Origin of the sequence: Roseovarius sp. E0-M6 (assembly GCF_037083845.1) — a bacterium.
In the GTDB taxonomy this organism is placed as follows: domain Bacteria; phylum Pseudomonadota; class Alphaproteobacteria; order Rhodobacterales; family Rhodobacteraceae; genus Roseovarius.
Map to the genome: position 1 here is coordinate 1 of NZ_JBAPLA010000002.1, position 23,413 is coordinate 23,413.

A 23,413-nucleotide genomic window follows, 5' to 3' on the forward strand; every position below is an offset into this window, starting at 1 on the left:
CGCGAAAAACCTGAATCACAGATTTGCGCGAAACGCAGCGCAACATTCAGGCGTTGCACGCGTTTCGCCTTTCGCTGATGTCTCAGGTTAAAGGCGAAACGCTTGAGTTTGCGGAGGAACCGGCCGATCGCATCGGGGTGCGCCTGCACACCGGTTGCATCAACCAAAGCTCCGGCCAGTTCGGGCATGGTCATGTCGCCGTCCTGATCTATCAGCTCAATCAAAAAGGAACGATGCGGATCAAGCTTGCCCTTGCCGCAAGGCCGACCCTGAGGCGCGGCCCTTGCCTGACCCGTCCGCCGGATCGCGAGCCCCCAACGCGCCCCGGTGGCCGGCGAAAGTTTCAGGCGCAACGCTGCCGCCCGCCCGCTTAACCCTTCCTCAATCAACTGCTGAAACCGCGCCCGCAGCGCATCCGGCAAAGGTGCTGACATGATCCATCCTCCCAAACAGGATGAATCACAGATCAGCGCTCAAGGGAATCCCAACGATTCAGGTTTCGAGTCGGGCGCTTTAGGGTCAGCAACGCGGTGCCGAATAAACCCCACTGGCATTTAAAGCTTTTCGCGAAAAACTTGAATTACAAATTTTCCCGAAACGCTCTAAGCGAACCATCCCGGATCGCGCCGATACAGAACCTCTCGGGCCACAGCAGACATTCGCTCCGCATCCAGAAAACGTCCACTGCCCGACGGGACGCGTGGTAACGGCAAGAAGATGCGGCTGTGTGCCGAAACGTCAGGCTGGGCCCGAAAGCTCAGCTTCCCAGTGTTCGCCCATGGCAACAATGCAGGACGTGCCGTTCGCGTAACTGTGCACGATTATCCAGTCACCGCTGCTGCTGGTGACCCAGACCTCCAGCATCGTTTCGGGATCGCGCAGGCCCATGCTCTGACGCTCGGCACCAAGGACCTGTGTCAATGTCCGCGTCATGCGCGCCTTATCATCGCAGCTGACATCGGACATCTGTGCCAATGCCAACACCGGCAAAAAAAGACAGACCGACAAGGCGAATGCAAAGCGATAAATCATACCCGAAATCGTAACATCCCAAGCATGCTGTGTAACGGTTTTATGACATTTCGGGAACAAAAATACTGGATGTACCGAATGCGCTACATTGGATAGCACAGCCCGCATGCCCGGAGCGGACCATCACATTACTGTCGTGAAGTTGTATTAAATCTGAATCAAAAGCGTCACTCCGCTGTAATCTTGACCCTCTATCCGACTCTCAAAGATGGGGGCGATATGCTGCAAATTGACAAGCTGACCAAGCGGTTCGGTGACAAGGCGGCCGTAGACGCGGTCAGCATCTCAGTGGACAAGCCAACCATGATCGGGATCATCGGCCGTTCCGGCGCAGGCAAGTCCACACTGTTGCGCATGGTGAACCGTCTCAGCGATGCGACAACCGGGTCGATCACCTTTGCCGGCGAAGAGATCACCGCACTGCGCGGCGCAGCCCGGAGAGACTGGCAATCGCGCTGTGCGATGATCTTTCAGCAATTCAACCTCGTGCCGCGGATGGATGTGGTGTCGAACGTGCTGCATGGCACGCTGAACAAGCGCTCGACCCTTGCCACGATGTTCAACCTCTATCCGCAGGCGGACATCCACAAAGCGATCGAAATTCTTGATCGTCTGGGCATTGCCGAGCAGGCCCCGAAACGTGCCGAGGATTTGTCCGGCGGTCAGCAACAACGCGTGGCGATTGCGCGGGCGTTGATGCAGGACCCCAAAATCATTCTGGCCGACGAGCCCATAGCCTCACTTGATCCGATGAACGCGCAGGTCGTCATGCAGGCGTTGCGCACCATCCACGAAGAAGATGGCCGTATGATCATCGCCAATTTGCACACGCTGGACACCGCGCGGCGCTATTGCGACCGCGTGATCGGCATGCGTGACGGCCGGATCGTTTTTGACGGCACGCCGGAGCAACTGACGACCGGCGCGGCACGCGAAATTTACGGGGCCGATGCAAGCTTTTCCGAGGAAAGCACATCGACCTCCATCGAGACGCTGGACCGGGGCAACCTGCGCGCGCTGCGCGAGGCCGAAGCCGCGGTTTGACGACCCCCTGGCCCGCCGGGGGGTGGCGGGCCGACAACCCAACCGGAGAGAGACACATGACCAAACTGTTTGCTGCCATCTTGGCCACCACCGCTCTCGTCAGCCCCGCGCTGGCGCAGGACAAGATCGACGAATTCCGCATCGGCGTGCTGGGCGGCGAGAACGCCCAGGATCGTATGACATCCAACGAGTGCTACCGCGCCGCAGCCGAAGAGCTGCTGGGCGTTCCGGTCAAGCTTTTCACCCCCGCCGACTACGATGGTGTGATCCAAGGGCTTCTGGGCGGCAGCATCGACATGGCATGGCTGGGCGCTTCTGCCTATGCCAAGGCCTACCTCACAGACCCCGACGCCGTCGAGCCGGTGATGGTCAAGACCAACATGGACAAGTCCTACGGCTATTACTCGGTGGGCTTTGCCCGCAAGGACAGCGGGGTCACCTCGCTTGAAGACATGGAGGGCAAAGTCTTTGCCTTTGGCGATCCCAACTCCACCTCAGGCTATCTGATCCCCTCCATCGAAATTCCCGAAGAGATCGGCGCGACGATGGAATCGGGCGACTATTTCGGCGAGGTGAAGTTCGTGGGCGGCCACGAGCAGACCATCGTTGCCGTGGCCAATGGCGACGTAGAAGCCGGTGTGACTTGGGCCGACGGCATGGGCGCATGGGAAGACGGCTATAACTCCGGCGCTCTGCGCAAGGCCGCCGATGCGGGCCTCGTGGACATGAACCAGATGGTCGAAATCTGGAAGTCGAAGCCGATCCCCGAAGGCCCGATCGTGCTGCGCAAGGCGCTGCCCGAGCGCGTCAAGCTGGACATCACCACGCTGACCGCGTCGCTGCCCTATATGGACGCCGATTGCGCCTATAACTTCATGGCCGGTGAGGCGCTTGGATTCCAGCCGATCAACCACGACGCCTATATCTCGATCATCGAGGCGCGCAAGTCCAAGATGTAAGCCCCAACGGCACATCGCAAGGCCGGCCTCGACCGGGGCCGGCCCCTTCTTTTCCAGACTTCCAAACGAAGGCAGAGCCGCATGACCGACAGCACGCTGGGCCACTCCGTCGGCGCTCAGGGCACGGCCGACATCCAGAACGCCTACATGGCCATGGCGCGCACCAAGCGCATGTATGGCGGCATCATCCTGATCGTTTTCATCGCACTGATGGTGTCGGGCTTCATGCTGGCCGACAGCCGCAACGCGGGTGGTTTCTGGGATGGAATCCTCAACATTTTCCAGTTCCCCGGCGAGGTGCTGGCCGAGGCCAGCGAGAAAGCCGCGCTTATTCCCGCGCTGATGTGGAAATTCCTGCCCTCGATGATCGAAACGATCAACATCGCCGCCGCCGCCACCCTTGTCGGCGGGCTCATGGCGATCGTGCTGTCGCTGCTGTCCACCCGTGGTCTGGCGCGATTTCCCCGGCTGATCGGCCCCTTTCGCCGCGTGATGGACGTCTTGCGCGCGGTGCCGGAGATCGTCGTGGCGCTGGTGCTGATCTTCATACTTGGTGGCGGCCCGGTGCCCGCGATGATCGCCATCGCGCTGCACACCGCCGGCGCGCTTGGCAAGCTGTTTTCCGAAGTCAACGAGAATGCCAGCCTGAAACCGCTGGAGGGTCTTGAGTCCGTGGGCGCGACATGGGGGCAGCGCATGCTTCTGGGCGTCGTCCCGCAGGTCGCGCCGAACTGGCTGAGCTATGCGCTCTTGCGGTTCGAGATCAACATCCGCGCCTCCGCGATCCTCGGCTTCGTCGGTTCGGGCGGGATCGGTTACGACCTCAAGAACGCCTTCAGCTGGGGACAGGGCCGTTATGACGAGGTCGCGGCGATCTTCATCCTGCTGTTTCTGACCATCGTGTTCTTTGACCAGCTCTCCAGCCATTACCGCAACAAGCTTATCGGAAAGGCCTGAACCATGACCGTGACCGCAGACATGCCGCAGGCCACCGACCTCAAGCAGACCGCGACCGCGCTCATGGCGCGCAAGCGGCTGGTTGCGATCCTCACGCCCATCATGCTTCTGGGCTATTTCATCTATCTTTTCTTTGCCTTCGACATTCCCGGTCTGGCCGAGCGCGCGCGCATGGACAATGCCAAGATCCTTATTGCGGATAGTTACAGCTACAAGACCCATGTCACCCATGACAATCGCACCGGCGGGCTGGTCTATGCGATCGAAGGCGAAAACAAGGGCACCTATCCCGAAGGCATGATCCCCGATTTCGTCACGCCGATGGGTGAGAACGCCGTGCGCATCGCCCTGGACGCCGGCGAAACCGCCGAGATCGAAGGCTCTACCCTGCGCTATACGGTGCCCGACTACGGTACGGTGACCGTCACCGTGCAGGGCCGTGATATTGTTCTGGACACACCCGACGGCCAGACGCCCAACTGGATCAGCGCCAGCGGCGCACGCGTCAACATCACCAGTGAGGGCGGGCGCGCCACGGTCACCCGCGCGCGCACCGAGGTCTATAACTATTCCTTCGGCTGGGAGTTGTTCTGGTTCACCCTCGACAGCCCGTTCTACGGCAAAAGCTTTGGCGAGCTGGTGATGCTGGCGGTTTCGGGCGACCGGGTTGTCGCCGACAAGAGCAACTTCGCCGCGATGGTGCATGATTTCTGGAACAACCCCATGTGGCGGCACAAGGACGTGATCTGGGCCATATTCGAAACGATCCTGATGGCCTTTCTTGGCACGATGGGGGCCGCGCTCGTGGCCCTGCCATTCGCCTTTCTGGCGGCGCGCAACTTTACCCGCCTGATGAGCATCCGGTTCGCCGTGCGCCGTTTTTTCGACTTCGTGCGCGGCGTGGACGGGCTGATCTGGACGATCATCCTCAGCCGTGCCTTCGGCCCCGGCCCTCTGACCGGCGCGCTGGCGATCCTGATCACCGACACCGGCAGTTTCGGCAAGATGTTCTCCGAGGCGCTCGAAAACGTGGACAACAAGCAGATCGAGGGTGTCGCCTCCACCGGGGCCAAGCGTTTGCAGCGCTACCGCTTCGGGGTCATCCCGCAGATCACGCCGGTTCTGCTTAGCCAGGTGCTCTACTACCTTGAATCCAACACGCGCAGCGCGACCGTGATCGGCGCGATCACAGGTGGCGGTATCGGGCTTTTACTGACGCAGGCGATCATCACCCAGAAGGACTGGGAAGAGGTGAGCTATTACATCGTGCTGGTGATCCTGATGGTGATCGCGATGGACTGGTTCTCGGGCTGGCTGCGCGGCAAGCTGATCGGGCGCAAGGCGTGATGGTACGCCTGTCGCCTAACGAACCGTTTATCCATCCCGAGTGCGATATCACCGACAGCACGTTCGGAGCCTATGTCGAAATCGGGCGCGGCAGCCGCGTCGCGCATTCGGTGTTTGACGATTACAGCTACTGTGATCGCTACGCCGACATCGCCAACGCACGGATCGGCAAATTCGTCAATATCGCCGCCTTATCCCGCATCGGTGCGTCAGACCATCCGCTGCATACCGCCACGTGTCACCATTTCCTCTATCGCTCGGACGATTATTGGGATGATGCCGCGCGTGATGAAGCGTTTTTCGCCCACCGCAAATCCCGCATCACCCATATCGGCCACGATACCTGGATTGGCGCAGGTGCGATGGTGAAACCCGAAGTCACGCTGGGTCATGGGGCGGTTGTCGCGGCCGGGGCGGTCGTGACAAAAGACGCGGACCCTTACACCATCGTCTCCGGCACCCCCGCCACGCCCCTGCGTTTGCGCCAACCACGCGAGATCGCGGACCGGCTCATCGCGCTGGCTTGGTGGGACTGGCCCCATGCGACGTTGCGCATGGCGCTGGACGATTTCCGGTCACTGACGGCAGAGGCCTTTTTGGAACGGTATGAAGAGTAGGGCCCGTCACTATCTTATGTTACCGGCCTAAAAGGCGTCGGTTTGAGCCCGTGAGGCCCCAGCGCTGCATTCGCCAGCACAGACTGGTATTATGCTCGACCGGGTAAGAGACGCTGCGGAGTAAAGCGTTTCGCCTTCAATCTGAGACATCAGCGACAGGTGAAACGCGGGCAACGCCTGTATGTCACGCTGCGTTTGGCGGCAATCCGCGATTCAGGTTTTTCGCGAAACGCGTCAGGCCCAAAAACATTAAAAACAAAACAGAACTTCGCCATTCGACACCTCGATGCCGTTCACCCCCGCCAAGCGGACCTCATGCAATGTTCCGATTACCCCTCCAACGTCAGCGTCACACGATCCCCTGCGAACCATGTCCTGCCATATTCCACCGGCTCACCTGTCCCGGCCACGTTGACCCCTGAGGATCGAAGCAGCGGGTCGCCCTCGGTCACTTGCAGGTGAAGCGCTTGAGTGGCCGTCGCGCGCACCGCTGTCAGGCGGGTGGAGGCGCGGGTGTAGTCGGGCACACCCACCGCGCTCAGCGCCTCTGTCACGCTGCTCGTCTCTGATAAAGCAGAGGCGATGCCAGTAAGGCGCGCAAGTGGAAACAGGCTCTCGAACACGGCAATTGGCTGACCATCAGCGAGGGAAAGCCCATGATAAGCAAAGACCGGATCGCCGGGTGCAAGGTCCAGTGCCTTGGCCTCTCCTGTCGTCGCGGCGCGCTCTTCCAAAGCCAAAACGCGCTTCTCGGGACGGCGGCCTGCGGCGATCAGGTTTTCATGAAACCGCACGCGCCTGCCAATGGCATAGTCGGTGGGCGTGCCAGCCACAAAAGCCCCCGCCCCACGGCGCGTTCGGATCAGCCCCTCTTCAACAAGGGCAGACACACCATGGCGCACAGTGTGGCGATTCACCCCGAAGCGCTCCGCCAGCGCGGCTTCGGTCGGCAGCTTGTCGCCAGGCACATAGCGCCCCTCGGCCAGATCACTGCGCAGGGCATCCGCGATGGCCTTCCAAATCGGTGTTTTACCAGAGGTTTCACGCAAGTTTCACAAATCTCCACTGTCCCCAGCAGACATTTCTGCTAAGATATGTATAGTTGTATAGTAATTGGAAAAGTTGTCGAGATGAAAGACGCGTCCGGCGAAAGAAATCCCCGCAAGGCTTGGATGAGCCTGCTGGCCAAGGCCCCCGAGGGACGGGTGGCCGCGCTGCTGGATGCGGCCATGACCCGCCCCGCGTTCACATGGCTGCGCGCACCCGAAATCGGCAGCGCCATGGTGCGCGCCCGTGCAGGCGGAACCGGCGCACCGTTCAATCTGGGCGAGACGACGGTCACACGCTGTGCGCTGACACTGAAAAGCGGCGAAGTCGGCCATGCCTATATCCAAGGCAGACGCAAGACCGATGCCGAGGCGGCCGCGCTACTTGACGCGCTGATGCAAACGGAGGCCGCGGACATGCTGCGCGCAACTGTGTTGGGCCCGCTTGAGGACGAACTGGCGGCCACGAAAGCGGCGCGCGCAGCCAAGGCGGCGGCGACGAAGGTCGATTTCTTCACCATGGTCCGAGGAGAGGATTGATGCAGGCAGACACGCTTTCCGGCGGCTTTGCAGATCCGGCGATCCAATCGGCATATGCCTTTCGCAGCGTGATGGAGGCAATGGCGCGTCCCGGCACTCTCCACGACATTGCCGGCGCAGAACCACCTGCGCCACTGTCCCCCGCGGCGGGCGCGGTCCTGTTGACGCTCTGCGACACGGAAACGCCGGTTTGTCTGGCAGGTGCTGTGAATTGCGACGCCGTTCGTGCATGGCTCGCCTTTCACACCGGCGCACCGCAGACGGGCCCGTCGCATTGCATGTTCGCAGTTGGCACATGGGAGGCGCTCGCGCCCCTGTCGTCCTACCCTATCGGCACCTCTGATTACCCGGACCGCTCTTCCACACTCATCGTCGAATGCCCGAAACTTGTCGCATCCGGCATGACGCTAAGTGGCCCCGGCATCAAGGAAAACGCGGCCTTGTTGTTGCCGGAAACGCAGGCTTTTGCAACCAACCGCGGGCTCTTCCCGCTGGGTCTCGACTTCATCTTCACCAGCGGCAGCCAACTCGCGGCGCTGCCCAGAACAACGGAAGTGTGCTGATGTATGTTGCTGTCAAAGGCGGAGAGCGGGCCATTGAAAACGCCCATGCCTGGCTAGCCGAAGAGCGCCGCGGAGATACGGAAGTTACCGAACTGAGCGTCGCGCAGATCCGCGAACAACTAAGCCTCGCGGTCAATCGCGTCATGGCCGAAGGCTCGCTCTATGATCCGGACCTCGCGGCGCTGGCGATCAAGCAGGCGCGCGGCGACCTGATCGAGGCGATCTTCCTGATCCGCGCCTACCGCACCACATTGCCCCGTTTCGGGTCGTCCGAACCGGTCGACACCGGGGCCATGGCTTGTGATCGTCGGATTTCGGCCACCTTCAAAGACCTGCCGGGCGGACAGGTGTTGGGGCCGACCTTTGATTACACGCACCGTTTGCTGGATTTCAAGCTAGCGGCGGACGGGGACATTCCCGAAGCGCCTATGCGCGAGGCGGAGCCGGGCGATGTCCCGCATGTTACGGACTTTCTCAACCGCGAGGGCCTGATCGAGGAGGCCCCGCAAGACGACACTCCACCACCGGACCTGACCCGCGAACCGCTGGAGATGCCCGCCAACCGCGCCCTGCGCCTGCAATCTCTGGCCCGCGCCGATGAGGGGTTCACTCTCGGCCTCGCCTATTCCACACAGCGCGGATACGCCCGCAATCACGCCTTTGTAGGCGAGTTGCGCATTGGCACAGTGCCGGTGGAAATGGAGATCCCGGAGTTGGGATTCTCCATCGAGATCGGCGACGTGACGCTGACCGAATGTGAAACCGTCAATCAGTTCAAAGGCTCCAAGACAGAGCCGCCGCAATTCACGCGCGGCTATGGGTTGGTCTTTGGACAGAGCGAGCGCAAGGCAATATCCATGGCTCTTGTCGAACGCGCATTGCGGTGGGAAGAACTGGGAGAGGATTTCGAGGGCGCCCCCGCGCAGGACGCCGAATTTGTTCTTTATCACGCGGACAACATTCAGGCGACGGGCTTTCTCGAACATATCAAACTGCCCCACTACGTCGATTTCCAGTCCGAGCTGGAACTGATCCGCAAGCTGCGCCACGAGGCGGGCGCCGATCAGGGTCAGGAGGCAGCGGAATGAGCGACTACAACTTCGCCTATCTCGACGAACAGACCAAGCGGATGATCCGGCGCGCCATCCTCAAGGGGCTGGCCATCCCGGGCTATCAGGTGCCGTTCGCCAGCCGTGAGATGCCCATGCCCTACGGCTGGGGCACCGGAGGTGTGCAGGTCTCCGCGGCGGTGCTGACGCCGGACGACACCTTCAAGGTGATCGATCAGGGCGCGGATGACACGACCAACGCGGTCTCGATTCGCAGCTTCTTTGAGCGCACCGCAGGGGTGGAGACAACCACCGCGACCACGAAGGCCTCTGTCATCCAGACCCGCCACCGCATCCCCGAGGCCCCCCTGAGCGAGGGTCAGATTCTCGTCTATCAGGTGCCCATCCCCGAGCCGCTTCGCTTTCTGGAGCCGCGCGAAAGTGAAACGCGCAAGATGCATGAGCTGGAGGAATACGGGCTGATGCATGTGAAACTCTACGAGGATATCAGTCGTCACGGACATATCGCGACCTCATATGCCTATCCGGTCAAGGTGGAAGGGCGCTACGTGATGGACCCGTCGCCCATCCCGAAATTCGACAACCCGAAACTTGGCGGCATGGCGGCGATCCAACTCTTTGGCGCGGGCCGGGAACAACGCATCTATGCGCTGCCGCCCTATACCCGGGTGATCAGCCTTGATTTCGAAGACCACCCGTTCGAGCCGTCCAAGGCCGATCATCCTTGCGGCATGTGCGGGGCCGAGGACAGCTATCTAGACGAAGTGATCGTGGACGACGCGGGCGGGCGGATGTTCGTCTGTTCCGACACCGATTATTGCGAGGCGCGACAGGCGTCGGGCTTCAAGGGAAATGACGCGGCATGACACCTTTGCTTTCTGTTCAGGGCATCACCAAACGCTATGGCACGCATATCGGCTGCGCGGATGTCTCCTTTGACCTCTACCCGGGCGAAGTGATGGGGATTGTCGGGGAGTCGGGTTCGGGCAAATCCACCTTGCTCAACTGTATGGCCGGACACCTAAGCCCGGATGCGGGACGCGTGGTCTTTGATACGCGCACGGACGGCCCTCGCGACACGGTCACCATGTCCGAGCCGGAACGCCGAATGCTCAGCCGCACCGACTGGGCCTTTGTCCATCAGCACGCCCGCGACGGCCTGCGCATGGGCGTCTCTGCGGGTGGCAATGTCGGCGAGCGGTTGATGGCCATCGGGGCGCGCCACTATGGCGATATCCGGGGCAAGGCAACCGATTGGCTCGCGCGAGTAGAGATTGACGAAACTCGCGTCGATGACCGCCCGACAACCTTTTCCGGCGGCATGCAGCAACGCTTGCAAATCGCCCGCAATCTGGTGACCGGGCCGCGGCTGGTGTTCATGGATGAGCCCACGGGCGGTTTGGACGTATCCGTGCAGGCACGCCTGCTGGACCTGCTGCGCGGGTTGGTGCGCGATATGGGGCTGTCGGCGATCATCGTAACTCATGACCTTGCCGTGGTCCGCCTGCTGGCGGACCGGCTGATGGTGATGAAATCGGGCCGCGTGGTCGAGGCGGGGCTGACCGATCAGGTGCTCGACGACCCTCAGCACGCCTATAGCCAACTTCTTGTCAGTTCCGTTTTGCAAGTGTGAGCCATGATCGAACTTAACAACGTCTCAAAAACCTTCACCCTGCACAATCAGGGCGGCGCCGTGATCGAGGTTATCAGCGATGTGTCCTTTGCGGTCGCCAAAGGCGAATGCGTGGCGCTGACCGGCGCCTCGGGGGCCGGCAAATCGACGCTGATGCGGATGATCTATGGTAACTACCTCACACAGTCCGGCGAAATCCGCATAGGCGACGTGGACCTTGTGCAGGCCGAACCGCGTGATGTGATCGCCTTGCGACGCGACGTATTGGGCTATGTCAGTCAGTTCCTGCGCGTCGTTCCGAGGGTTCCAACGGTGGATGTGGTCGCCGAGCCGCTTCGCGGTGTCGGCGTCAGCGCCACTGAGGCTGAAGGCCGGGCCAAGGCACTGCTGAGCCGGCTTAACATTCCTGAACGGCTTTGGGGCCTCTCGCCCACCACCTTTTCAGGCGGGGAACAGCAGCGCGTGAACATCGCCCGCGGCTTTGCCCACACCTATCCCGCCATGCTGCTGGACGAACCCACAGCCAGCCTTGACGCGGCAAACCGCGAGGTGGTCTTGGAGCTTATCAATGAGGCGAAGGCGCGCGGGGCCGCGATCATCGGGATATTTCATGACAGCTCGGCGCGCGCGCGCGTCTGTGACCGGGACATCGACGTCAGCCGCTTCACGCCCGGGATGGTCGCATGACACAAGGGCGCCTCATCGCAGTGGTCGGCCCTTCGGGCGTGGGCAAGGACAGCGTGATCGCAGGTATCCATGACGCAAACCCCGCCATGCATCTGGTCCGCCGCGTCATCACCCGCGCGCCAGAGCTTGGCGGAGAGGATTACGATGCGGTGTCGGTTTCCGAATTCGAGGCCATGATACAAAACGGCGCTTTCACAGTGCATTGGGGGGCCCATGGGCTTCACTATGGCGTGCCAGTAACCGTAAAGTATCAACTGAACAAAGGCACCGATTGCCTCGTGAACTTCTCGCGCCAGGCTCTGACAAAAGCGGCGAATGTCTTTCCCCGCTTGTTGGTTTTGAACATCACGGCCAAGCCCGAAACGCTGGCCCGCCGTCTCGCTGAACGGGGGCGCGAAACCGAGGACGAGATTGTCGGGCGGCTGGCACAGGCGGACAAACCGCTGCCGGACGGGCTGAATGTGATCCATCTCTCCAACGATGGTCCGCTATCTGAGACACTTGCCCGGGCCACCGCGCTCCTGTCGTCATTGGACAGATCATGTGAGGTATCCGAAACACGCGCCTCCGCTGCGCCCGTCGCCGCGCACAGAAAGACACCACAATGACCGCCTTACACGATACCAACCGCCTGCACACTGGGGCCGGTCACGCGCCGCGGGATGACCTCTGCCTGGCCAATGCGCGGTTGGTGCTCCCGGATCAGGTGATCACGGGCGCGGTGACCATCGAGGCGGGCGTGATCAGCGGGATTACCGAAGGCGATCGGGTCACCGAGGGCGCGATTGATTGCACCGGCGATTTCGTCCTTCCGGGCCTGATCGAACTGCACACCGACAATGTCGAGCGCCATATCGAGCCGCGCCCCAAGGTTGATTGGCCGCATCTGCCCGCCCTGATCGCCCATGATGCCGAACTGGCCTCGACCGGCATCACCACCGTCTTTGACGCGATGCGCGCGGGCTCCATTCATGACAGCAAGGCGCGGTATGTCGACTATGCCCGCAAACTGGTGGATGAGTTGTTGGCCGCACGGGCCCAAGGACTGTTCAAAATAAGCCACTTCCTACATTTGCGGGCCGAGATCTGCTCGGAGACTCTGCTGGACGAGTTGGCCGCCTTCGGACCCAAAGACCGCGTCGGCATCGTCAGCTTGATGGATCACACGCCGGGCCAACGTCAATTCCGCGATCTGACGGCGCTAAAGACCTATGTGGCCAAGAAGCGTGGCATGAATGACGCCGAGTTCGCCGAGCACGTGGACAACCTGCTCGGCCTTCAGAGGCGCTTCGGCACCAAGCACGAGCGCGGCGCGGTGGCCGAAGCTGCCCGCCTTGGTGCGGTGCTGGCCAGCCATGATGACACCACAGCCGAACATGTTGCCATATCGGCGCGAAACGGCGTCGGCTTCGCGGAGTTTCCAACCACGGTTGAGGCCGCCGAAGCCTGCCGCGCCCACGGCATTCCTGTCATGATGGGCGCCCCGAACCTTATCCGGGGCGGCTCACACTCCGGCAATGTCGCGGCAGAAACACTCGCGAGATCGGACCTTCTGGACATCGTTTCGTCGGATTACGTGCCGTCGGCTCTGCTTTTGTCGGCTTTCCACTTGGCCCGGATCTGGGATGACCTGCCCCGCGCCGTCGCCACCGTGACGACCACCCCCGCCAAGGCCGCGCGCCTGACGGATCGTGGCGCTCTGAAAACCGGCCTTCGTGGCGATGTCCTGCGTGTCCGCACATCGGGTCAAACCCCCTTGTTGCGCGGCGTTTGGAGCCAGGGCAGTAAAGTCAGCTAAGCCCATGCGGCCAACATCAGGCCCGTCCATGCCGGTGACGGAGATGCCAAGCTGCACGCCGACAAGACCCCCGACCACAGTCGCGGCTCTCACATCATCGGGCCGGCGGCGGACGATCTCGGTCACGACGTCCGCGCCCCGATGGACTTCCGCACCCCGCCAAAACCCTCACCCTCACCCGCATCCCACCGTCTCCGAAGCGGTGCGGGTGGAGATTGACGAGTGCAGTCGGCTCGGGAGTGGACGTGGTTCCAGTGGTCATCGCACTTGCAGCATTTTTCAAAGAGGGCGGGAGGGGGAGTTTGCTGCAGATGCGTCAGGTACTCATGAAAGTTGTGCAAGCGGACTTTCAGACGATCTTTGGAAAGGCCAAGCTGCCTCGTAAGTAAATGACGTCACTGCCCAACTCGCATTGCGCGTACAGGTCGCCTACACTAAGGTGCGCGATACACCGCCTCGCTAAGTCTTTGGAACGCAATAATTAATGCTTAACAGCTTTCTCACTGAAATAATGCTTCTAGCGGGTCTTGGGGTGCTGCTCGATAGCGTGTTCATTACCGAAAAGGAGCGGGAGAAGATCGCCGCTTACCTCGAAAGCGACACCGACGACCTTACTCTGTCGCAACGGTTTTCAAATTTCTTGGCGAGGGCGCATTCCGTAATTTTCGGGCGGTTCTTCTCGGCTCGACTATTCTCGCGCGAATTCTTCTTTTCCGCCGCTGTTATTTCCGTCTGCTCGTTTTGCCTCGTCCTCGGCACTCAAGTGTACCTGTTTCCAGAGCAGTTCTCGCAATTACGATACGACACCAAGCAGCTAGTGCTCTTTCTCGTTTTCATTCTTTTCAATATCTCCTTCGACTACGCGACGATCATCCAGACGAAAATCTTCATTGAGACCGCGCTGAAGGTGAACAGCATCTTCCGGGCGCTTGTTCTGATCGTCTCCGACCTGATCGTGACGATGAACACTTTCATCCTCAGTTACGCGCTCTTTGTGCTCATCGTTGTGCAGGCATTCGTCGCCTCCCCCGAACCCGCCAGCCTTATTGCCACAGACAGCACGCCTGACGCCGAGGTCGAGCCTCGGACTGACCGGCAGGCTTTCGATGGTCTCGAGGAGCGTGAGTTCGCAGAACGGCTTGTCTACTCAGGCAACCTGACTGCTGCTCTGCTTTCGCGGGATGATGAGCAAGAGGCGGACGACATCCTCTTGCCGTATCTCTCGACATTCGATCCGCGAATGGCCGAAACGAAGGTGTATGTGTTCACCAGCTTGGCCCGCCTGAACATCAGCGACATCGACGCTTCGGTGATAGAGGGCGAAGCGGAACGCGAGGCGTATTTCGCCGCCCTCGACGAGTTGAAGTCCGACCTCCAAAGGCAACTGGACGGAGAACCTGACGGCGAGACGGGACTGGTGAGGCTGAACTTCTCCATCGACGCCTCCGTATTCGGAGGAGGCTCGCTGTCCGGCGCATACACGGCGGCGTTTTTCCTGACAGACCAGCTTGAAGATGGCTTCCCTGCCTCAGTGGCCGGTCCGATGGAATTGCCCCAACTTTCGACGTTAATAAAGAACGCCGTTGCCGCGCCGACCTCGCAGCACGCAACGGTCCTCTGCTTCAAGGACGGACTGCCGACGGCGCGCTTCAAATTGACCCCAGCCACCGTGGAGGTTCTGGGGAAGTGCAGCGACTTTATGGTCGTCGATTTTTCTGGGCCAACCAGGTCGACGGGGACTTCGCGCTTGTCGGCAGGGACACCGATGGCTACCGGGTGCCGTTCACCACCCTGCTGATTACCAGCATACTTCCGACAGCATTCTTCTATCTGGCGATCATCCTTCTCGCCATCGTCGCGGTGTGCTTCTCAAAGGTTGTACGAGGAACGAGCCGCATCAAGAAGTTCTTTCTCCGCGCCCCCTTTGCGATCTCCGGTGCGCTGCTGGGGGCGGTCATGTCTCTCGTCGGCCTGATCTAGTTTCCGAACTATGCAGAAGCCTGATCAGGCATGCTTCTTCTTCGGGAACATCTGGACCACGTTGTCCGCTGCTTCGACCATCGCGCTGTCGGTGAGGTGGGCGTGGACGCTGCACGCCCGACCTCTGGTCGCACAAAGTCCTGTGTAAGATATTAATGGCCGCTTCGGTGAAGCTGTGATGCGGCGTGCGATCTGGCGGCCAAGGTCCGCTCCGCCCCGGGAGCGTCGTAAAGAGCCACCATGGTTCGCAGTCTCGCCCCCCTGCGCATTACCGCCCTCCATGCATACCCCCTCGACCGCCCCCTTCCCGCGTCTCTCAGCAGATGCTCCACGGCCTGCCAGAGCCGCAGCGCTTGTGGCAAAGCCCTCGAAACTTGGCAGGATATGGCGGTTCAGGGCCGCTTCGACGCCTGCAATGGCTGGAGTCGCAAGGCCAAAGGCCAGGGCCATGGTGGGCAACAGTCTCATAGGCTCTCCAAGTAACGGATCAGGGCCTCGCAGTCCTCGGGCGGCATCTCGACCACGCGGTTGCGGGCGGCTTCGGCCTCGCCACCGTGCCAGAGCACCGCCTCCAGCAGTGACCGGGCGCGACCGTCATGCAGGAAATAGGTATGACCCGACACGGTTTCCGTCATGCCGATCCCCCAGAGCGGCGCGGTGCGCCATTCGCGCCCCGAGGCGCGGCCCTCGGGCCGGTTGTCGGCCAGCCCCGGCCCCATGTCGTGCAGCAGCATGTCGGTATAGGGCCAGATCAGCTGAAAACTGGCCGGATCGTTGCCCTCCAGCCGGTGGGTGACATAGTTGGGGCGATGACAATCGGCGCAGCCGGTCTTGAAAAAGACCTCGCGCCCTCGCAGAACGTCTGGGTCGCCCACATCGCGCCGGGCCGGAACCGCAAGGGTCTGGCTGTAGAAGGTCACGAGGCCAAGGCCGACCTGGTCTATCTCGAACCCGCCCTGTTCCGCGTCGCCGCCATGCAGCGCGGCAGTGCAGTCGGTTTGCGCGTCGGTGCATTCGCCCGAGCCTGCGGTGTGGATCGGGTTGGAAATCCCGATATCGCCCGCAAAGGCACTTGCGGTTTGTTCCTGAATGGTCGGGTTTCCGGCCTTGTGGCCGAAGCGGCCCAGCATCGGCTGGTCATAAACGTCCGACCAGACGATCTGCGGGGTCCCGGAAATCCCGTCGCCATCCGCATCCTCCGGGTCGGCCCAGGCCAGAATATCCTCGGTGGGGATGGCCTCCAACAAGCCCATCCCGATCATCTGCGGCGCCACGCGGGGGCTGAGCATCGCGCCCGGGTGCAGGGGGCCATAGCCAAGGTCGGCGGCGGTATAGGTCGGCTCTCGCAGGGTGACGGTCTCGCCGCCCGAAAGGGCCACCTCCACCTCCTCATAGTCGATCTGAAGCCGGTATTCGGGGGCATGACCCGGCAGGCTGAAATCTTGCAACTGTGTGCCATAGGTAGGGTCAGGGGCCGTCGGATGGGTGCCAGCGATATAGGCTTCCATCGCCTCGGTATCGGCCTGCTGCGTCGGAACCGAGACACGCAGGAACATCGAAACGGCGCTGTCCTCGGGGCCTTCGGGCGGGTGGCCGCGGCCGTCCTTGAGGTGGCACCGCTGGCAGGAGCGCGCATTGTAAAGCGGCCCCAGCCCGTCGGAGGCCAGTGTCGAGGCCGGGGCCGAGACCCAGACCCGCTCGAACATCCCGTTACCCAGTCGGAAATCCATCTCCTGCTCGAACGTCAGGTTCTTGGCGGGTTGGGAAAAGGCATCGGCAGTATCGCGCGCGCGCACGGTCTGACCGCCTGCGGGGTTCTTCTCGAAGGCCCAGGCCGAGGTGAAATCCCTCGGCGGCGCGGTCACATCGGCAATGCGGACGCGCTCTTCGTCGGTGCGAGTGATAATGTCGAGATGATAGTCCTCGAGCCCGGCCCAGGGCGGCCCTGCGGCGTCTTGCGCCATGGCTGAAACGGCGAATGCCGCGACAAGCGGCAGCTGGGCAATTAAGATCTTGTGCATGGGGCTCACGCTCGGTGGCGGGGGCGCGACCGGACCGCGCCCCTCTTTCGTGGTTACTGGAACACGGCGCCGGGATTGTCGAGGCTGTCGGAGCCTTCGATCTCGATCCCACCGAGGTCCAGGGCTGCGACGACCCGCTCGATGGACCGGGTCTGGTCGATCAACCCGTTCACGCCGCCCATGATCAGCGCCTCGCCGCCGTCATTGCCACGCGCCAGCATCTCATCATAGGCAAAACCCGCTTCTGCGGCCGTCTTGATCTGACCCAGCTTCATGATAGCGTGGGTAAGACGGGTGCGCATCTCCTTGTCGAGCTCGGGGTTCTCCGCAGCCACCATATCGGACAGGGACGGGCCGCTGACCGTGGTGCCGTCGGTGCGCACATAGCGGCCGAGATAGATGCTCTGGATGCCGATGCCGTTGTAGTAATGGTCGTTGTGGGTGTTGTCGGCAAAGCAGGACTGTTCTTCCTCCGGGTCGTTCAGCATCAGGCCGAGGCGCATCCGCTCTCCGGCCGTCTCGCCGTAGGACAGGCTGCCCATGCCCGTGAGGATCGCCGTCAGCCCGGCCTGTTCGTCGGTCATGAGGTTCTCGCGGGCATCGCCGCCTTCGGTCCATTGCGCGGTTATCCACTCCAGGTCCGAGATCAAAAGATCCGTCGCCGCGGAAAGATATTCGGCCCGGCGGTCACAATTGCCGTTCGTGCAATCCTCGCCCTGCGCATAGTCGGTCCAAGGGCGGTTGCCCGCGCCATCGCCATGGCCGTTCAGATCCTGCCCCCAGAGCAGGAACTCGATGGCGTGATAGCCGGTGGCCACGTTCGCCTCGATCCCGTCCGCCTCGTGCAGCTTTTCTTCCAGAAGCGCCGGGGTAATCTCGGTCGCGTCGATCTCCTCGCCCGACAGGGTGAAACTCGGGTTGGCGATCACGTTCAGCGCGGCCAGCTGGTTGGCGTCGGTCGGACCGCCATAGGCGCCATCGACATAGTCGATCAGGCCCTCGTCCAGCGGCCAGGCGTTTACCTTACCTTCCCAGTCGTCGACGATCGGATTGCCGAAGCGGTAAACCTCGGTCTGCTGGTAGGGCACGCGCGCCTCCAGCCAGGCTTCGCGGGCGGCGGCCATCGCATCGGCCGAAGGGCTGTCGATCAGGGCGTTGACCGCCTCTTGCAGTACGCGGGCCGCGTCAAGGCTGTCGCCGTAGTTCGCTTCTGCGATATCGGCGTAGGTGTTAAGCACCTCGGTGGCAGTCTGCGCCTGCGCGGTGCCAGCCAGAGCTGTCGCCACGGCGGTGGTGGTCAATACGGTGCGGAGCATCTCTCTGTCCTGTTCTGTGGTCTAAATTCGCGTGGATCGACAGGACCAAGTGCCCCGGTTCCGCCACACGATCCAACAGCCGCTCGACGGACAGATCTGGCCAGGCCACGCCATCGAAAGCCCGCTGCAGCAGCTCGCACCGACGGATGTCACCGGTCTCCGAAAGCCTGTCAGTCATCCTGCATCCTGCCTGAATCGGTCACGCTCGCCAGAAGGCTGACGGAAATAGTCGGAAATAGCAATACCTGAGTTTTGGCGCGGATATTAGCCCGCATTCGTCTTTTTTTGTCGCTGAGAATGCCATGCGACCCAAAGCCAAAGAGCCGCTAAGGCGAGCCACGTTGCAGCGTCGGATGCCGGCACCGAGTGCCGCGCAAAAGCCGTCCGTGAAGATGGCCCAGTTCTTTAGATCTCGATCACTTCGGCGATAGCCAACGCATCTTCAAGCTCAACACCCAGATACCTGACCGTGGCTGCATGTCACAGGATGCTGCGCTGCACCTGAGGTCTGCTTAGAGCCCAGTATGACCAGCGCTACGGCTATCTAAGTTCGCGCGTGCGGCCCCCACCGGAGGAGTGCCCTTTGCATTTCGTGGTGCAGCTTCAGGCCAGACTCCTTGTGAACGTGACGTCATATCCCATTTTGGTTTCCGAGGAAATCTTCGGGACTCGTCTATCCTGGAAGTCTGCTTGGCGGACAAAGCTGCCGATGGACGAAGGACCGCTTTCGGGGGCTCGTTCAGAGTTCGTGATTTTTGCACGCTCTAGCATGAACTCAAAGAGCCGGGACCGACGCGAACGTCGCGTTCAGGCGGCCAGAATGCCAAGGCTGGATTGACTAGACATACTGGTGACGGCTAGCCTTACCAAGTTGGCACAATTTCTCGATGTTACGCAGGGAAAAACGATCTTCATGAAAAGGGACGTCCTGTTCATTCATGGCTGGTGGGCTTCTGATTGGGTCTGGTCCCAGGTTGCGGATCAGTTTTTATCGGCGGGTTTCAATGCGCATGTCGTCACACTTCCTGGTCCAGAAAGCGATCGGTCAAGATTTTCCGACAATCTGGAATACGCACTCGAGGCCGCTCGATCGCTCGGCAATCCGATCCTTGTAGGACACAGTGCTGGAGGTCTTCTGGCAATGAAGATGTGTGAAACCATCAGTCCACCGGCCTGCATCGCCATCACGCCTGCGGCTCCGGCAGGCGTGATGCCGCGTCCAAGTTGGCTGTTGCTTCGGTTTTTGGTCGCGGCGTTGCCGTCGATCGCGTTTGGCCGCGAGTTTCTTCCGCGCTCGCTGCTACGCCAGATCGACCTCAATCTCCTCTCGGCGGCGGAACAGGATGATATCCTTGAGAAGATGCGTCCGGTTTCGGCGTCTCAGGTCCGCATGATCGTACCCTCGCTGATCGGTGTTGACCGCAGCCGGATTCACTCACCGTTGCTGATCGTGGGTGCTTCCGAGGATCGTTTGACACCGGCGGCGCAAACCCGAGCTATTGCTCGCCGTTATGGTGCTGACTATCGGGAGTATCCGAACGCAGCGCACTATATCCTTCGCGAACCAGCCTGGTCTGATATGACGTCCGACGTGATCGATTGGCTCAATGAGCAACAGACCGGATCATTGCAGCAGCTTCAGGCCCAGTAGTCGCGGCAGCGGCGGCATCTCGTGATTTCTGCACGCACTTTGAAGTCGTTTCGGATCAACCCATCAAACCGCGACAGGTCCATTATGCTGCTGAGCAAGAATGAAACAAGCCGGATCAAACAACTTAATCGATCACGGATCACCAAAGACCGGATAGCCGATGCTGGCATCGAACTCATGAGCCAACCGGACGCGCAGAAATCTTGATTTTGCACGCCAACTTGGAGGAAGAAGACCTTCGCCGCATACTGCCGAATGAGCAATTTGGGCTCAAAGCGGCCGTCGCGTTCCGAGCCCTAGCATAGCTCACCTGTACCGCGAAATGCAAAGGTTCCCCCACCGGAGGAGTGCCTCTTCCGACGGTTCGATACAACAAGATGAAGGTCAGTTCCCGGACTCCTTGGAGATTTTGGTCTGGCGGTTGCTTTCTAATGGCATGGACTGACTTTCGAGACTTTCAAGCATCGGGTCGCTGCAAGAAGATGTTTGAAATATCATAAATAATCTTCTAGATATCTCTTATAACATTTCAGATAGGCACTATGATCACAGGCCCACAGATGCGTGCGGCGCGCGCCCTTCTCGGCATTGACCAGAAGACACTGGCCCAACTGGCGGGACTTTCCGTCCCGACGATCCAGCGCATGGAGGCCGGCAGCGGCAATGTGCGCGGCGTCGTGGACAGCTTGACCAAGGTCGTCGCGGCACTCGAGCGCGCTGGCATCGAACTGATCGGAGAAGGCTCCGTCAGCACGGCAAGCGGGCGCGGTGTGCGTCTGAAAGCTCCTCCACCAGAACCCTGATCCCTCTACCCGCGACGGCGACCGCCGACACCAAGCCGACGATCCCGCCGCTTCCTTCCCTAAGGTGCGGCCACATATGAAAGACATGACAACCGGGCAGAGCGACGCCCCCAGGTTCTCCGAACTGTTCAGCCCCAAGCTCGTCAGCGTCCTGCGCGAAGGCTATGGCCCGGTGCAGTTACGAGCCGATGCGATTGCCGGACTGACCGTGGCCATCGTTGCGCTGCCGCTCTCGATGGCCATCGCCATAGCCTCGGGCGCGAGCCCGGCACAGGGGCTCTACACAGCCATTGTCGGTGGCTTCCTGGTCTCGCTGCTGGGTGGATCGCGGTTCCAGGTCGGTGGGCCGGCCGGTGCCTTCATCGTGCTGGTTGCCGCGACCGTGGCCGAGCATGGGATGGAAGGGCTGATCCTCGCCACCTTCCTCTCAGGGCTGATGATGGCCGCCGCCGGCTTCCTGAGGCTTGGCGCCTTCATCAAGTTCATCCCCTATCCGGTCACTGTCGGCTTCACCGCCGGGATCGCTGTGATCATCTTCGCCAGCCAGGTGAGAGAGATCTTCGGCCTGGCACTGGAGAATGAACCGGGCGACCTGCTGGCAAAAGTCCCGGCTCTCTGGGGCGCACGAGCGAGCCTGACGCCAGCTGCTTTCGGCGTTTCCGCTGCGACGGTCGCCGTTATCCTTGGTCTGCGACGCTGGCGCCCGCACTGGCCGGGAATGCTGGTCGCCGTCGGGTTTGCCGCCGCCGCGACTGCCATGCTCTCGTTGCCGGTGCAGACCATTGGAACAAGATTCGGCGGCATCCCGTCGACACTTCCGGCGCCCAGCCTGCCTACGCTCTCGATGGAGACCATCCTCGCGGTCCTGCCGGCCGCGATCTCCTTCACCTTGCTGGGTGCCATCGAGTCGTTGCTGTCTGCCGTCGTAGCGGACGGCATGACCGGCCGCCGCCACCGGTCGAATTGCGAACTCGTGGCACAGGGTGCGGCTAACATCGGATCGTCCCTCTTCGGCGGCATCTGCGTGACCGGAACGATCGCGCGGACCGCGACCAATGTCCGATCCGGCGCGCATGGCCCGGTGGCTGGCATGCTGCACGCCGCGTTCCTGCTCCTGTTCATGCTGGTCGCCGCGCCGCTCGCCTCATACATCCCGCTGGCCGCGCTCGCCGGCGTGCTGGCCGTCGTTGCCTGGAACATGATCGAGAAAACGGCCATCACGATCCTTATCCGCTCGGGATGGGGGGAGGCGACGGTACTGGGCGTCACTTTCTTCCTGACCATTTTCCGCGATCTGACCGAGGCCATCATGGTCGGGTTCGCCCTTGGCTCGGTCCTCTTCATTCATCGCATGAGCCGCACGACAGATGTTGAGGCAGACAGCGCATTCGTAGGTCGCGACGAGGCCGATACCGCCCACCCGCGCGGCGACTACGATGAAGAGCAGGCCCAGAACCCCGACCTCGTCATCTATCGGATCACCGGTGCGCTGTTCTTTGGCGCGACCGCCTCCATCGGCTCCGTGCTCGATCGGATTCAGGATACCCATAGGGCGCTGATCGTCGATTTCTCGTCCGTGCCTTTCCTCGATTCGACCGGCGCCCACATGATCGAGGGGCTGGCCCACAAGGCGCACAAGCGGGGTGTCGCGCTGTGGTTAACTGGGGCAAGCCGGGAGATCCAGCGTGTCTTCGCCACCCACGGTCTGGAGCCCCCGGTGGTCCACTACGCCACAACTGTAGACGAGGCCGTTGCGGAGGTGCGCGATGCCGCCGCCACTCAGCGGGAGGTGGCCTGATGCCCGAAACCGGCAGGGGAGCACGTCGACCGGCACGGCGCCGGAACGGCCCGGCCGAGGCCCGGTGGCGCTATGTTCTGAAGGCTCTCGTGCGCCCGCGAACCCAGGCGGAGTTGCGGGATGCGCTCGGGATGAGCAACAGCGGGATCCTCCATCTTCTGCGGCGGATGGAGCGCGACGGACTGGTTCGCCCCGCCGAACGGGTCGCGTGGACACGGATTTGGGAGCGCGTGGTCACGTCGACAACGGGTAGACGTCGATGAGGCCAGAAGCTGAGCTTTGCCCGGCTGAGAACATTGGCTCGCTATGCACTATCCGGCACTACGGGCTCGGACGGGAGATACGGTCATCCCACAGGTCAGGGCTCGCGCGGGGTTCGCGATGAGTATGGCCGCATTGAACTGGGGAGCGGTCATTCGAGAGGCCTCGTTTGAATGTCTCCTTCGGGCCGACTTCTACGGCAACTTGTCCGAGCTGGAGGCTTGGGTGCCGCGGTGCCGCATGACACCTCTGAGACCGACGTCCCGAATGCCGCGTCATGCTCAGACGAC

The 23,413-nt window shown here is 61.5% G+C and carries 23 protein-coding genes and 1 pseudogene; 19 read left to right on the forward strand and 5 right to left on the reverse strand.

The window, feature by feature from the left end; all coding sequences use genetic code 11:
* Together V8359_RS06360 and V8359_RS06365 are read right to left on the reverse strand one after the other, a co-directional pair.
* Positions 1-194 (reverse strand): annotated as a pseudogene (locus V8359_RS06360) (hypothetical protein); the annotation flags it as partial.
* Positions 195-738: 544 nt separating this feature from the next.
* A complete protein-coding gene (locus V8359_RS06365; protein WP_336427938.1) occupies positions 739-933 on the reverse strand; it encodes a hypothetical protein in 195 nt (64 codons plus the stop codon).
* A 318-nt stretch (positions 934-1,251) separates the two neighbouring features.
* On the opposite strand from V8359_RS06365, the gene phnC reads away from it, so the two are divergent.
* From phnC to V8359_RS06390, 5 genes are all read left to right on the forward strand, one after another.
* On the forward strand, positions 1,252-2,076 hold the full coding sequence (phnC, locus tag V8359_RS06370) for a phosphonate ABC transporter ATP-binding protein (protein WP_336427939.1): 825 nt from the start codon (positions 1,252-1,254) through the stop codon (positions 2,074-2,076).
* 56 nt (positions 2,077-2,132) lie between these two features.
* Positions 2,133-3,035 (forward strand): phosphonate ABC transporter substrate-binding protein, encoded by a 903-nt coding sequence (gene phnD / locus V8359_RS06375; RefSeq protein WP_336427940.1) that lies wholly within the window; start codon positions 2,133-2,135, stop codon positions 3,033-3,035.
* Positions 3,036-3,116: 81 nt separating this feature from the next.
* Entirely contained in the window at positions 3,117-3,992 is an 876-nt protein-coding gene (gene phnE / locus V8359_RS06380) for a phosphonate ABC transporter, permease protein PhnE (protein ID WP_336427941.1), read from the forward strand.
* A 3-nt stretch (positions 3,993-3,995) separates the two neighbouring features.
* Positions 3,996-5,339: a phosphonate ABC transporter, permease protein PhnE gene (gene phnE, locus V8359_RS06385; RefSeq protein WP_442970332.1), complete on the forward strand. Its 1,344-nt coding sequence runs from the start codon at positions 3,996-3,998 to the stop codon at positions 5,337-5,339.
* Positions 5,339-5,956, forward strand: coding sequence for a DapH/DapD/GlmU-related protein (locus V8359_RS06390; protein ID WP_336427942.1), 618 nt, complete (start codon positions 5,339-5,341; stop codon positions 5,954-5,956). Before phnE (V8359_RS06385) ends, V8359_RS06390 begins: the two co-directional genes overlap by 1 nt.
* Before the next feature lie 329 nt (positions 5,957-6,285).
* Here the strand turns inward: V8359_RS06390 and phnF are convergent, their stop codons facing one another.
* Positions 6,286-7,005, reverse strand: a complete 720-nt coding sequence (phnF, locus tag V8359_RS06395) for a phosphonate metabolism transcriptional regulator PhnF (protein ID WP_336427943.1) — start codon at positions 7,003-7,005, stop codon at positions 6,286-6,288.
* An 81-nt stretch (positions 7,006-7,086) separates the two neighbouring features.
* On the opposite strand from phnF, the gene phnG reads away from it, so the two are divergent.
* The 10 genes from phnG (at position 7,087) to V8359_RS06445 (ending at position 15,273) form a co-directional block, all read left to right on the forward strand.
* The gene (phnG, locus tag V8359_RS06400) at positions 7,087-7,542 is read left to right on the forward strand and encodes a phosphonate C-P lyase system protein PhnG (protein ID WP_336427944.1); all 456 of its coding nucleotides are present in this window, start codon (positions 7,087-7,089) and stop codon (positions 7,540-7,542) included.
* Positions 7,542-8,105: a phosphonate C-P lyase system protein PhnH gene (phnH, locus tag V8359_RS06405; protein WP_336427945.1), complete on the forward strand. Its 564-nt coding sequence runs from the start codon at positions 7,542-7,544 to the stop codon at positions 8,103-8,105. Before phnG ends, phnH begins: the two co-directional genes overlap by 1 nt.
* The gene (locus tag V8359_RS06410) at positions 8,105-9,193 is read left to right on the forward strand and encodes a carbon-phosphorus lyase complex subunit PhnI (protein ID WP_336427946.1); all 1,089 of its coding nucleotides are present in this window, start codon (positions 8,105-8,107) and stop codon (positions 9,191-9,193) included. The genes phnH and V8359_RS06410 overlap by 1 nt, the downstream gene beginning before the upstream one ends.
* Positions 9,190-10,041, forward strand: coding sequence for an alpha-D-ribose 1-methylphosphonate 5-phosphate C-P-lyase PhnJ (locus tag V8359_RS06415; protein ID WP_336427947.1), 852 nt, complete (start codon positions 9,190-9,192; stop codon positions 10,039-10,041). The genes V8359_RS06410 and V8359_RS06415 overlap by 4 nt, the downstream gene beginning before the upstream one ends.
* The gene (phnK, locus tag V8359_RS06420) at positions 10,038-10,808 is read left to right on the forward strand and encodes a phosphonate C-P lyase system protein PhnK (protein WP_336427948.1); all 771 of its coding nucleotides are present in this window, start codon (positions 10,038-10,040) and stop codon (positions 10,806-10,808) included. Before V8359_RS06415 ends, phnK begins: the two co-directional genes overlap by 4 nt.
* A gap of 3 nt (positions 10,809-10,811) precedes the next feature.
* Positions 10,812-11,495, forward strand: a complete 684-nt coding sequence (gene phnL, locus V8359_RS06425; protein ID WP_336427949.1) for a phosphonate C-P lyase system protein PhnL — start codon at positions 10,812-10,814, stop codon at positions 11,493-11,495.
* Positions 11,492-12,103, forward strand: coding sequence for a phosphonate metabolism protein/1,5-bisphosphokinase (PRPP-forming) PhnN (gene phnN, locus V8359_RS06430; protein WP_336427950.1), 612 nt, complete (start codon positions 11,492-11,494; stop codon positions 12,101-12,103). The genes phnL and phnN overlap by 4 nt, the downstream gene beginning before the upstream one ends.
* The gene (locus V8359_RS06435) at positions 12,100-13,293 is read left to right on the forward strand and encodes an alpha-D-ribose 1-methylphosphonate 5-triphosphate diphosphatase (RefSeq protein ID WP_336427951.1); all 1,194 of its coding nucleotides are present in this window, start codon (positions 12,100-12,102) and stop codon (positions 13,291-13,293) included. The genes phnN and V8359_RS06435 overlap by 4 nt, the downstream gene beginning before the upstream one ends.
* 532 nt (positions 13,294-13,825) lie before the next feature.
* Positions 13,826-15,091, forward strand: coding sequence for a hypothetical protein (locus tag V8359_RS06440; RefSeq protein ID WP_336427952.1), 1,266 nt, complete (start codon positions 13,826-13,828; stop codon positions 15,089-15,091).
* On the forward strand, positions 15,070-15,273 hold the full coding sequence (locus V8359_RS06445; protein ID WP_336427953.1) for a hypothetical protein: 204 nt from the start codon (positions 15,070-15,072) through the stop codon (positions 15,271-15,273). The genes V8359_RS06440 and V8359_RS06445 overlap by 22 nt, the downstream gene beginning before the upstream one ends.
* A 464-nt stretch (positions 15,274-15,737) precedes the next feature.
* Here V8359_RS06445 and V8359_RS06450 read toward each other — a convergent pair whose 3' ends face one another.
* Positions 15,738-17,237: a di-heme oxidoreductase family protein gene (locus tag V8359_RS06450; protein WP_336428589.1), complete on the reverse strand. Its 1,500-nt coding sequence runs from the start codon at positions 17,235-17,237 to the stop codon at positions 15,738-15,740.
* 110 nt (positions 17,238-17,347) lie between these two features.
* The gene (locus V8359_RS06455; protein ID WP_336427954.1) at positions 17,348-18,610 is read right to left on the reverse strand and encodes an imelysin family protein; all 1,263 of its coding nucleotides are present in this window, start codon (positions 18,608-18,610) and stop codon (positions 17,348-17,350) included.
* A gap of 871 nt (positions 18,611-19,481) precedes the next feature.
* Here V8359_RS06455 and V8359_RS06460 point away from each other — a divergent pair.
* The 4 genes from V8359_RS06460 to V8359_RS19315 all read left to right on the forward strand — a co-directional run bounded on the left by V8359_RS06460 (position 19,482) and on the right by V8359_RS19315 (position 23,125).
* Positions 19,482-20,261: an alpha/beta hydrolase gene (locus V8359_RS06460; protein WP_336427955.1), complete on the forward strand. Its 780-nt coding sequence runs from the start codon at positions 19,482-19,484 to the stop codon at positions 20,259-20,261.
* A gap of 542 nt (positions 20,262-20,803) precedes the next feature.
* Positions 20,804-21,064: a helix-turn-helix domain-containing protein gene (locus V8359_RS06465; protein WP_336427956.1), complete on the forward strand. Its 261-nt coding sequence runs from the start codon at positions 20,804-20,806 to the stop codon at positions 21,062-21,064.
* 76 nt (positions 21,065-21,140) lie between these two features.
* The gene (locus tag V8359_RS06470) at positions 21,141-22,862 is read left to right on the forward strand and encodes a SulP family inorganic anion transporter (protein ID WP_336427957.1); all 1,722 of its coding nucleotides are present in this window, start codon (positions 21,141-21,143) and stop codon (positions 22,860-22,862) included.
* Positions 22,862-23,125: a winged helix-turn-helix transcriptional regulator gene (locus V8359_RS19315; RefSeq protein ID WP_442970333.1), complete on the forward strand. Its 264-nt coding sequence runs from the start codon at positions 22,862-22,864 to the stop codon at positions 23,123-23,125. The genes V8359_RS06470 and V8359_RS19315 overlap by 1 nt, the downstream gene beginning before the upstream one ends.
* The last annotated feature ends 288 nt before the right edge of the window (positions 23,126-23,413 follow it).